Annotated in this window: 8 protein-coding genes and 1 pseudogene; 6 read left to right on the top strand and 3 right to left on the bottom strand. The window is 70.9% G+C overall.

Features of this window, described 5'->3' with window-relative positions; genetic code table 11:
- The 4 genes from ACWD3D_RS26260 to glgB all read left to right on the top strand — a co-directional run.
- On the top strand, positions 1-1444 hold a 1444-nt coding region (locus ACWD3D_RS26260; protein ID WP_451463259.1), incomplete at its 5' end, for a DUF3459 domain-containing protein.
- Positions 1441-3147: a maltose alpha-D-glucosyltransferase gene (gene treS / locus ACWD3D_RS26255; RefSeq protein WP_328719337.1), complete on the top strand. Its 1707-nt coding sequence runs from the start codon at positions 1441-1443 to the stop codon at positions 3145-3147. The genes ACWD3D_RS26260 and treS, both read left to right, overlap by 4 nt.
- 241 nt (positions 3148-3388) lie before the next feature.
- Positions 3389-4831, top strand: a complete 1443-nt coding sequence (locus tag ACWD3D_RS26250) for a maltokinase N-terminal cap-like domain-containing protein (RefSeq protein ID WP_451463258.1) — start codon at positions 3389-3391, stop codon at positions 4829-4831.
- 178 nt (positions 4832-5009) lie between these two features.
- Complete coding sequence (glgB, locus tag ACWD3D_RS26245) at positions 5010-7421, top strand: 1,4-alpha-glucan branching enzyme (protein WP_451463257.1); 2412 nt, start codon at positions 5010-5012, stop codon at positions 7419-7421.
- A gap of 130 nt (positions 7422-7551) precedes the next feature.
- On the opposite strand, the pseudogene ACWD3D_RS26240 reads toward glgB, so the two are convergent.
- Positions 7552-8403, bottom strand: a pseudogene (locus ACWD3D_RS26240) (AraC family transcriptional regulator); the annotation flags it as partial.
- Between ACWD3D_RS26240 and ACWD3D_RS26235 the strand changes: the two are divergent.
- Positions 8402-8878, top strand: a complete 477-nt coding sequence (locus tag ACWD3D_RS26235) for a DUF2000 family protein (protein ID WP_451463256.1) — start codon at positions 8402-8404, stop codon at positions 8876-8878. The pseudogene ACWD3D_RS26240 and the gene ACWD3D_RS26235 overlap by 2 nt on opposite strands.
- A gap of 34 nt (positions 8879-8912) precedes the next feature.
- Here ACWD3D_RS26235 and ACWD3D_RS26230 read toward each other — a convergent pair whose 3' ends face one another.
- Complete coding sequence (locus tag ACWD3D_RS26230) at positions 8913-9344, bottom strand: winged helix-turn-helix transcriptional regulator (protein ID WP_451463255.1); 432 nt, start codon at positions 9342-9344, stop codon at positions 8913-8915.
- Positions 9345-9414: 70 nt separating this feature from the next.
- Here ACWD3D_RS26230 and ACWD3D_RS26225 point away from each other — a divergent pair, with 70 nt between their 5' ends.
- On the top strand, positions 9415-10227 hold the full coding sequence (locus ACWD3D_RS26225) for an NAD(P)H-binding protein (RefSeq protein WP_451463254.1): 813 nt from the start codon (positions 9415-9417) through the stop codon (positions 10225-10227).
- 34 nt (positions 10228-10261) lie between these two features.
- On the opposite strand, the gene ACWD3D_RS26220 is transcribed toward ACWD3D_RS26225, so the two are convergent.
- Positions 10262-10699 carry a hypothetical protein gene (locus ACWD3D_RS26220; RefSeq protein WP_451463253.1) on the bottom strand — a complete coding sequence of 146 codons (438 nt, stop codon included), beginning with the start codon at positions 10697-10699 and terminating at the stop codon, positions 10262-10264.
- Between the last annotated feature and the right edge of the window lie 141 nt (positions 10700-10840).

Here is a 10840-nt window from a genome sequence, read left to right as displayed (position 1 = left end):
GCGCACCCCGCCGACGTGGCTGTGCGCGCCCGGTCCGGCGCCCCACCAGTCGGCGCCGCGCCAGTACAGCTCGTTGTGCAGGCAGCGGCCCTCGGCCCGGCTGGTCAGCGGCACGTTCCGGACGGCGGCCGAGCGGCTGCCGGCGGTGGCCGCGATGGGCTTCGACGTCGTCTATCTGCCGCCGGTCCACCCCATCGGCACCTCCCACCGCAAGGGGCCGGACAACTCCCTGACGGCGGGCGCCGACGATCCGGGCGTGCCCTGGGCGATCGGTTCGGCGGACGGCGGCCACGACGCCGTCCATCCGGACCTCGGCACGCTGGAGGACTTCGACCACTTCGTGGAGACCGCCCGCACCCTGCGGATGGAGATCGCCCTGGACTTCGCGCTCCAGTGCTCCCCGGACCACCCCTGGGTGAAGGAGCACCCGGAGTGGTTCCACCACCGGCCCGACGGCTCGATCGCGTACGCGGAGAACCCGCCGAAGAAGTACCAGGACATCTACCCCATCGCCTTCGACAAGGACATGCCGGGACTGGTCGCCGAGACGGTACGGGTGCTGCGGTTCTGGATGGACCACGGGGTGCGGATCTTCCGCGTGGACAACCCGCACACCAAGCCGGTCGTCTTCTGGGAGCAGGTGATCGAGAAGATCAACGGCACCGACCCGGACGTCGTGTTCCTCGCCGAGGCGTTCACCCGCCCCGCGATGATGCACACCCTCGCGAAGGTCGGTTTCCAGCAGTCGTACACGTACTTCACCTGGCGGAACACGAAGCAGGAGCTGACCGAGTACGCCCTGGAGGTCTCCGGCGAGGCCGCCTCGTACATGCGCCCCAACTTCTTCGTGAACACCCCCGACATCCTTCCCGGCTACCTCCAGGACGGCGGCCGGCCCGCCTTCGAGGCCCGGGCCGTGCTGGCCGCGACACTCTCCCCGTCCTGGGGCGTGTACGCGGGATTCGAGCTGTGCGAGAACACCCCGACGCGTCCGGGGAGCGAGGAGTACCTGCACTCGGAGAAGTACGAACTCAGGCCCAGGGACTGGGAGTCCGCCGAACGCGAGGGACGTTCGCTGGCCCCGCTGATCACGTCGCTCAACCGGATCAGGCGCCGCCATCCGGCGCTCCGGCAGCTGCGTGACGTCCACTTCCACTCCGCCGACAACGAAGCGCTGATCGTCTACAGCAAGCGCTCCGGATCGAACACCCTCCTGGTGGTCGTGAACCTCGACCCGCACCACACCCAGGAGGCCACGGTCTCGTTGGACATGCCGCAACTCGGCCTCGACTGGCACGAGAGCGTGCCGGTGCGCGACGAGCTCACCGGCGACACCTATCACTGGGGCAGGACCTTCTACGTGCGCCTAGAGCCGGGTATCACGCCCGCGCACGTCGTCGTCCTGCGACCGTCCCCGCCGACCGGAGGGTCACCCACACCATGATCGTGAATGAGCCTGTTCCCGACACCTTCGAGGACACCCCCGCCAAGGACCGCGATCCCGACTGGTTCAAGCGCGCCGTCTTCTACGAGGTCCTCGTCCGGTCCTTCCAGGACTCCAACGGCGACGGCATCGGAGATCTCAAGGGCATCACCGCCAAGCTGGACTACCTCCAGTGGCTCGGCATCGACTGCCTCTGGCTGCCGCCGTTCTTCAAGTCGCCTCTGCGCGACGGCGGTTACGACGTCTCGGACTACACCGCCGTACTTCCCGAGTTCGGCGATCTCGCCGACTTCGTGGAGTTCGTGGACGCCGCGCACCAGCGCGGCATGCGCGTCATCATCGACTTCGTCATGAACCACACGAGCGACCAGCACGAGTGGTTCCAGCAGTCCCGGTCGGACCCCGACGGGCCGTACGGCGACTACTACGTCTGGGCCGACGACGACAAGCAGTTCCCCGACGCGAGGATCATCTTCGTCGACACGGAGACCTCGAACTGGACCTTCGACCCGGTGCGCAAGCAGTACTACTGGCACCGGTTCTTCTCGCACCAGCCCGACCTCAACTACGAGAACCCGGCGGTGCAGGAGGAGATCATCTCCGCCCTCCGCTTCTGGCTGGACCTCGGCATCGACGGCTTCCGCGTGGACGCCGTGCCGTATCTCTACCAGCGCGAGGGCACCAACTGCGAGAACCTCCCCGAGACCCACGGCTTCCTCAAGCGGGTCCGCAAGGAGATCGACGCCAACTACCCGGACACCGTCCTGCTCGCCGAGGCCAACCAGTGGCCGGAGGACGTCGTCGACTACTTCGGCGACTACCAGTCCGGCGGCGACGAGTGCCACATGGCGTTCCACTTCCCCGTGATGCCGCGCATCTTCATGGCGGTACGGCGGGAGAGCCGCTACCCGGTCTCCGAAGTCCTCGCCAAGACACCGGCGATCCCGAAGAACTGCCAGTGGGGCATCTTCCTGCGCAACCACGACGAGCTCACCCTCGAAATGGTCACGGACGAAGAGCGCGACTACATGTACGCGGAGTACGCCAAGGACCCGCGGATGCGCGCCAACATCGGCATCCGCCGCCGCCTCGCCCCGCTGCTGGACAACGACCGCAACCAGATCGAGCTGTTCACCGCTCTGCTGCTGTCGCTGCCCGGCTCCCCGATCCTCTACTACGGGGACGAGATCGGGATGGGCGACAACATCTGGCTGGGCGACCGCGACGGGGTACGCACCCCGATGCAGTGGACGCCGGACCGCAACGCCGGATTCTCCTCCAGTGACCCGGGCCGGCTCTTCCTGCCCACGATCATGGACCCGGTCTACGGCTACCAGGTCACCAACGTCGAGGCGTCGATGGCGTCGCCCTCCTCGCTGCTGCACTGGACCCGGCGGATGATCGAGATCCGCAAGCAGAATCCGGCCTTCGGGCTGGGCGAGTACACCGAACTGCCCTCGTCCAACCCGGCGGTGCTCGCGTTCACCCGTGAGTACGGGGACGACCTCGTGCTGTGCGTCCACAACTTCTCCCGGTTCGCACAGCCGACCGAACTCGATCTGCGGTCCTTCAACGGACGCCACCCGGTCGAACTGATCGGCGGGGTGCGCTTCCCCGCCGTCGGCGAGTGGCCCTACCTGCTCACTCTCGCCGGCCACGGCTTCTACTGGTTCCGCCTGCGGAAGGAAGCCCCGGCCATCTGACGGGCACCGCCGGGGTGTTACGCCCCGGTCAACGGTACGCACAGCTCCTGCGGGACGGTTTTGGCCGTCCCGCACGGGGCACCCTCCCCCACATCGAGCGCTGGACGGAACCGAGTGCCCGTTGGGCCATTCGAGTCCGTACGCACCATCCTCAGCCGACACGTCCCGCACAGCCGGACAGCCATTGCCGCAATCCGGGACACTCCTCGCATCTGTGTGCCCGGGGAAAGGACGCGATGCCATGTCGGAGGCTGCATCCACTCACGTCGCCCTGGCGAAAAGCACGACGAAACAGGCGCCCCACCCGCAACCCCACCCACGGCCGGGAGGCGCCGCGGCGGGGACCGCGCTGCTGCCCTCCCTCGCCCCGCTGCTCCACGACTGGCTGCCCCGGCAACGCTGGTTCGCCGGCAAGGGCCACCCGGTGGCCGGGTTCACCCTGGTCTCCGCGACCGAGATACTGCCGGTCGACTCCGCCACGACCGGCCCCGGGCTGCTGCACCTCCTGGTCCGGGTCCATCAGCCCGGACTGCCCGCCCGCGCCACCGGTGACTGCTACCAACTCCTGCTGGGGGTGAGGACGGACCTGCCACCGAGCCTGGCCCCCGCCCTCATCGGACGGGTGGCGGACGGCCCGCTGGCCGGCCGCACCGTCTACGAGGGCCTCCACGACCCCCGGCTCGCCGGTCTGCTGCTGGAGCGATTCCGCCGCCCCGGCCCACTCGGAGTGCTCCGCTTCGAACGCGCGGAAACGATTCCGGCCGGGCTCGCGCCCCGGCTGCTGGACACCGAACAGTCCAACTCCTCGCTCGTCTTCGGCGACGCCTACATCCTGAAGATCCTGCGGAGAGTCTTCCCGGGAACCAACCCGGATCTGGAGCTGCCGCTCGCCCTCGTCGGCGAGGGCTGCGGACGGGTGCCCGCACCCGTCGCCTGGTTCGAGGCGGCCACCCCGGAACCGCTCACCCTCGGCGTGCTGCAACCCTTCCTGCGCGGCGCGGAGGACGGCTGGCAACTGGCCCTCGGCGCGCTGGCCGAGGGACGCGATTTCGTCCCGGAATCCCGAACGCTCGGCCGGGCCACCGCCGAGGTGCACTCCGCGCTCGCCTCCGCCCTGCCCGGCCCGGACCTGCGCCTCGCGGGCATCGAAGCCCTGGTGGCCGGGATGACCCAGCGGCTGGAGGCGACCGCACAGGCCGTCCCCGTACTCCTGCCGTACGTCCCCGCGCTGCGCGCCGCCTTCGACGCGCTGGGGGAGCTCGGACACCGGGGACGCTCCTGGGCCACCCACCGGGTCCACGGCGATCTGCACCTCGGACAGACGCTCCGCGGCGCCGACGGGTTCTGGTCACTGATCGACTTCGAGGGCGAACCCGCCAAGCCGCTCGCCGAACGCCGCAGCCCGCAGCCACCGGTGCGCGACGTCGCCGGGATGCTCCGCTCCTTCGACTACGCGGCCCGCTCCCACCGGCCCTGGAGCGACGCCTGGGCGGAGCGCTGCCGCTCCGCGTACTGCGAGGGATACGCCGAGGTCTCCGGCACCGACCCGCGCAGCGAACCCGAACTGCTGCGCGCCCACGAGACGGACAAGGCGGTGTACGAGGTGCTGTACGAGGCACGGCACCGCCCCGACTGGCTGCCCGTCCCGATGGCCGCGATCCAGCGGCTGGCCGCGTCCACCTGATCCGGGTCCGCGCGGCTCCCCCGCCGCGCGGCCCGGTGGACCGAGGGCGCACCCCGGCCCGCCCGGTCCGCGCCCTCGCCCCATCGACCGTCCGGCCGCCCCCGACCGCCCGGACCGCACGGATTTCCCCGTTCCGCACGCCCCCGCCCCGACCGACCCCCCGAGGAGGCCGTCCCCCGTGACCGCCCGTAAGCCGTCCAGGAACACGCCCGCCCCCGTCGAAGCCGAGGCCGCACCCGCCCCCCAGCCGGTGACGACCGAGACGGCCGACGGGCCCGTGGCGGCGGCTGCCGCCGCCACGGTCACCGCCACCGCGCCCGCGAAGCGCCCCAAGGCCAAGCGGAAGAACGGCGTGCCGCCCCACCCCCGGCGCGGCGGCACCGACGCCGCCGAGGGCGTCCGGCCCGCGCCCGCCCTGCACGACGCGGACCGGGGCCGGCTGCTCGCCGGCGAGCACCACGCCCCCCACGACCTGCTCGGCGCGCACCCCCACGACGGCGGGCTGCTGGTACGGGCGCTGCGCCCGCACGCACGCGGCGTGACGGTGCTCGCCGAGGGGCTCCGTGCCGAACTGCTCGACGACGGCGACGGCTTCTTCTCCGGCGTGCTGCCGCTCAAAGCCGTGCCCGCCTACCGGCTGCTGGTCGCCTACACGGACAACGAGATCGAGATCGAGGACCCCTACCGCTTCCTGCCCGCGATCGGCGAGCTGGACCTGCACCTGATCGGCGAGGGCCGGCACGAGGAGCTGTGGACCGCGCTGGGTGCGCGGATCATGGAGCACCAGGGCGTCACCGGGACCCGGTTCACCGTCTGGGCGCCCAACGCGCGCGGGGTGCGGATCGCGGGTGACTTCACCTACTGGGACAGCACCGGGCTGCCGATGCGTTCGCTCGGGTCGACCGGCGTGTGGGAACTCTTCCTCCCCGGGGTCGGCGAGGGCGCGCTCTACAAGTTCGACCTCTGCCGCCCGGACGGCTCGCACACCCTGCGCGCGGACCCGATGGCCCGCGCCACCGAGATCCCGCCCGCCACCGCCTCGGTGGTCACGGCCTCGCACTACGCGTGGCAGGACGGCGACTGGATGGAGCGGCGCGGCGACCGCCCGGTGCACGAGGCGCCGTTCTCCGTATACGAAATCCATCTCCCCTCCTGGCGTCCGCGCCTGACGTACCGTCAACTCGCCGAGCAACTGCCGGCGTACGTCAAGGACCTGGGCTTCACGCACGTGGAGCTGATGCCGGTCTCCGAGCACCCCTTCGGCGGCTCCTGGGGCTACCAGGTGACCGGCTTCTACGCGCCGACCTCGCGCATGGGCACCCCCGACGACTTCCGGCACCTGGTGGACTCGCTGCACCGGGCGGGCATCGGCGTGATCATGGACTGGGTTCCCGCGCACTTCCCGCGCGACGAATGGGCGCTGGCCGAGTTCGACGGACGGCCGCTGTACGAGCACTCCGACCCGTCCCGCGCCGCGCACCCGGACTGGGGCACCCTGGAGTTCGACTACGGCCGCACCGAGGTCCGCAACTTCCTCGTCTCCAACGCCACTTACTGGTGCGAGGAGTTCCACATCGACGGGCTGCGGGTCGACGCGGTCGCCTCCATGCTCTACCTCGACTACTCCCGCGAGGACGGCCAGTGGTCGCCCAACGAGCACGGCGGCCGGGAGAACCTGGACGCGGTGGCCTTCCTCCAGGAGATGAACGCGACCGTCTACCGCCGCAACCCCGGGGTGGTGACGATCGCCGAGGAGTCCACCGCCTGGAACGGCGTCACGCGCGCCACCCACCACACCGGCCCGGACGGTATCGGCGGCCTCGGATTCGGGCTGAAGTGGAACATGGGCTGGATGCACGACTCCCTCACCTACATGGCGAAGGAACCGGTGCACCGCAAGTACCACCACAACGAGATGACCTTCTCGATGGTGTACGCGTACAGCGAGAACTACGTGCTGCCGATCTCGCACGACGAGGTGGTGCACGGCAAGCAGGCACTGGTCTCGAAGATGCCCGGCGACTGGTGGCAGCAGCGCGCGAACCACCGCGCCTACCTCGGCTTCATGTGGGCCCACCCCGGCAAGCAACTCCTCTTCATGGGACAGGAGTTCGCCCAGGGCGCCGAGTGGTCGGAGGGCCACGGCCCGGACTGGTGGCTGCTCGACCCGGCGTACGAGGCGTCCGCCGACCACCGGGGCGTACGCGACCTGGTCGGCGACCTGAACGCGGTGTACGGCGCGGTGCCGGCGCTCTGGCAGCGCGACACCGACCCGGGCGGCTTCAGCTGGGTGGACGGCGGCGCGGCTGAGGACAACGTCCTCGCGTTCCTCCGCTTCGACGCGGACGGCTCGCCACTGCTCGCGGTCTCCCACTTCTCCCCGGCGGTCCGCCACGACTACCGCCTCGGGGTGCCGGAGTCGGCCGGGAGCTGGGTCGAGGTGCTGAACACCGACTCGGCCCGTTACGGAGGCAGCGACGTGCGGAACGAGGAGCCGCTGAAGCCGGAGGAGGTACCGGCGCACGGCCGTCAGGCCAGCATCACGGTGACCCTGCCGCCGCTCGCGACGGTCTGGTTCCGCCCGGCCTGACCTGCGGCCCCGCACCCGCATCCGTACCGAGGGAAGCCCGGACCGCACGGTCCGGGCTTCCCGGCGTTCCCGGCGTTCCCGGCGTTCCCGGCGTTCCCGGCGCTCCCGGCGCTCCCGGCGCTCCCGGCGCTCCCGCACGGACGTACCGCCCGGGGGTGGTACCCATGATCCGCTTGAAGTGCCGGGTCAGGTGCGACTGGTCGTGGAAGCCCGTGGCCGCCGCCACCTCGACCGGCGGCCGTCCGTCGAGCAGCAGGCGGCGGGCCCGGTCGACGCGGCGGGACGTCACGTACTGGTGCGGGGCGATGCCGAACGCGCCGCTGAAGGCCCGTACGAGATGCGTGGGGTGGGCATGGACCAGGCGCGCGGCCTCGGCCAGGGTGAGGCCGTCGAGCAGCCGTTCGTCGAGCAGGTCGCGGAGGTCCCGGGCGACGCCCCGGCCGGCGGGTACCGCACCGCCGCGATCCGGCCCGGAGCCGAGGAGCGCCCGCAGCCGCTCCCCCACGAAGGCCAGCCGACTCTCCGCCTCGAACGCGTCCCCGGGGTGCGCGAGGGCCGCGTGCAGCTGGCCGACGCGGGTACGCAGCAGCGGATCGGTGAAGTCCGGATGGCCGACCGCCCGCCCGATGAGGCTCACGTCGAGCTGGCTCATGTCGAGGTAGACGACGCGCTTGCGGAAGCCGTGCGCCGTGGCCGGCGAGCCATTGTGCGGGACCTGCGGGGGCAGCAGGCTCACGGTGTCGCGCGGGGTGCCGCGCTCGTACCGGTCCAGGTCGTAGCGGACGGCTCCGTCGTCGACGATCAGCAGGGTCCAGGCGTCGTGGACGTGCATCGGGTAGGCGTGCTCGGTGAAGTGGGCGTGCAGCACCTCGACGACGCCCGGGACGTGCGGGCGCCATGCGGAGATCTCCTGCTCCTGCGAGGGCGTCACGCCAAGAACGTACAAGACCGGGCGGCCGGGCGTCGCGGAGTCTCGGAGCATGAACACCGAGAACGAGAACGCCACCGGAACCACCGGGGCCGTCGCCCCGCACGAGCAGGCCCCCGTCCGCTTCGACACCAAGATCGCCGTACTGCTCCGCGAGGATCTGGAGACCTGGCAGCGGCTGAACGTCACCGCGTTCCTGGTCAGCGGGCTCGGCTCGGTGGCGCCCGAGGTCGTCGGCGAACCGTACGAGGACGCCGACGGCACCCCGTACCTGCCCATGTTCCGTCAGCCCGTGCTGGTCTTCGAGGGCACGAAGGAAGTGCTGACCGCCGCGCACACCCGGGCGCTCTCCCGCGCGCTGCCGAGGTCCCTGTTCACGTCGGACCTGTTCGCCACGGGCAACGACCGGGACAACCGGGCCGCCGTACGCGCCGTCGGCGCGGACGCGCTCGACCTGGTGGGCCTGGCGGTGTACGGCCCGCGCAACGCGGTCGACAAGGTCCTCAAGGGCGCCCGCATGCACCCGTGAGTCTCTTGGAGCCCGCGCCTTCAGGCTCGAGTCTTCAGGAGCCGAAGGCCGGTGTCCGGCCGGCGTCGTCCCACGCCTCGCGGGCGGCGGCGATGACCGGCCGGTGCTCGATCGACCAGTCCGCCAGCGCCTTGACCAGGTGGGTGAGGCTGTGGCCCAGCTCGGTGAGTTCGTACTCGACCTGGGGCGGAACGGTCGGGTACACGGTCCGGTTCACCAGGCCGTCCCGCTCCAGGCGCCGGACGGTCAGGGTCAGCATGCGCTGCGAGACGCCGCCCGGAATCCGGCGCTGCAACTCATTGAACCGCCTTACCCCGGAAGCGAGTTCGACGATCACGTAGACCGACCACTTGTCGCCGAGCCGGTCCAGCACGTCCCGTACACCGCACTCGTCCTGCGGGGTCTCGCAGACGATCACCGGCTCCTGCGGCTCGGACGTGGTTACACCGGTGTGCCCTACTGACATCGAAGTGCCTCCTTATGCGATCCGCGTCCACTCCCGAGGATGAGAACACACGGCTCAGGAGGGAACTTCCATGTTGCTCATCACCGGCGCGAACGGCGCTCTCGGCAGGCTCGTCACCGGAGAACTGGCCGGCCGCGACGACGTCGTCCTCGGGACGCGGACCCCGGGTTCGCCGGCCGAGCGGCGCGTCGACTTCGACGACCCGGCGTCGCTGGACTTCACCGGGGTGGAGACGCTGCTGCTCATCTCGGCCGGATACGGCGAGGACGACGTCGTCCTCGCCCGGCACGAGGCAGCGATAGCCGGTGCCGAGAAGGCCGGAGTGCGTCATCTCGTCTACACCAGCCTGAGCGGCGACGGCGACCATCTGCCCTTCGCTCTCGCCCACCGCTGGACGGAACGCCGCCTGACGCGCTCGCCGTTGAGCTGGACGGTGCTGCGCAACGGCCTCTACGCCGAGTTCCTCGCCGCCGTCGCGGCACCCACCGGCGACGGCACGATCGCGGCCCCGCTGGGCGACGGCAGACTGGCGGCCGTGGCCAGGGAGGACTTGGCGGCGGTGGCGGCCCGAGTGGTGACCGAGCCCGGAGCGCACGCGGGAAAGGTGTACGAGCTCGTCGGCGAGGAGCCCCTGGGCGGCGACGACCTGGCCGGGGCGGTCGGCGGACGGTACCGGCCCGGCTCGCTGGCGGCGGCCCGTGAGGCGATCTCCTCGGCCGGTGAGGCCCTGCCCTTCCAAGTGCCCATGCTCGTCGGCACCTACTCGGCGATCGCCGCGGGCTTCCTCGACGGCAGCGGGATCGCGGACAACGCCCTGCCGAGGCTCCTCGGGCGGGCACCGGCTTCGGCTCTGGACGTGTACCGGGCGTCCGTGGGGCGCTGACACGGGTTCGGCCGACGCGGGTGCCGCCGAACCGTCACAGGGACATGCGGCAGTACAGACGCCGCTGCGGCCCGGCGTCGCGGGCGAGTTCGCCGAGGCGTTTCAGGAAGTCGGCCATGAGCTCAGGGCCCTGCCCCGCACCGTCCTGCGTGCGGGTCCACGCGGTGGCGGCTTCCAGGAGACGATCCGGGGTGGCTTCCGCGAGAGCGTCCCGGAGGGTGTCCGTGAGCGAGACGAGCCACGGGCCGTCCTGATCGTCCTCGCTGAGCAGTTCGCAGAAGCGCGGGCCGGCCTCCACCTGCTCCTCGGGCACACCCGTCAGGCAGGATTCGACGGTAGCGAGAATCTCATCGGGCATCACCCCTTTGAGTCCGATCGTGCCGAACGGATCGGCCAGGTCGGCATCGCCTTCGGACAGTGCGATCGCCTGGGCGTCGTCGGTGGCCGCGTAGTAGTCGTAGAGGTTCCCCATGAACTGGATCGTGCCTCAAGGGCGGGTGGCGCAGGAACCCCAGGTCCACGCAATTGTCCGTAAACGCAGAAAACCCCCGTGCCCAAAGGCACGGGGGTCTCCCGGAAAAATTGTTCGGCGGCGTCCTACTCTCCCACAGGG

It is taken from the genome of Streptomyces sp. NPDC002690, from assembly GCF_053592415.1.
The sequence above is the reverse complement of the archived record's forward strand: the minus strand, read 5'-3'. Positions and strand labels throughout refer to the sequence as shown.

What these genes read in the sequence shown, in the direction of transcription:
- treS (WP_328719337.1), top strand. Translation starts at nt 1,441, where the DNA reads ATGATCGTGAATGAGCCTGTTCCCGACACCTTCGAGGACACCCCCGCC.
- ACWD3D_RS26230 (WP_451463255.1), bottom strand. Translation starts at nt 9,344, where the DNA reads ATGTCAGTAGGGCACACCGGTGTAACCACGTCCGAGCCGCAGGAGCCG.
- ACWD3D_RS26220 (WP_451463253.1), bottom strand. Translation starts at nt 10,699, where the DNA reads ATGGGGAACCTCTACGACTACTACGCGGCCACCGACGACGCCCAGGCG.
- ACWD3D_RS26250 (WP_451463258.1), top strand. Translation starts at nt 3,389, where the DNA reads ATGTCGGAGGCTGCATCCACTCACGTCGCCCTGGCGAAAAGCACGACG.
- ACWD3D_RS26225 (WP_451463254.1), top strand. Translation starts at nt 9,415, where the DNA reads ATGTTGCTCATCACCGGCGCGAACGGCGCTCTCGGCAGGCTCGTCACC.
- ACWD3D_RS26235 (WP_451463256.1), top strand. Translation starts at nt 8,402, where the DNA reads ATGAACACCGAGAACGAGAACGCCACCGGAACCACCGGGGCCGTCGCC.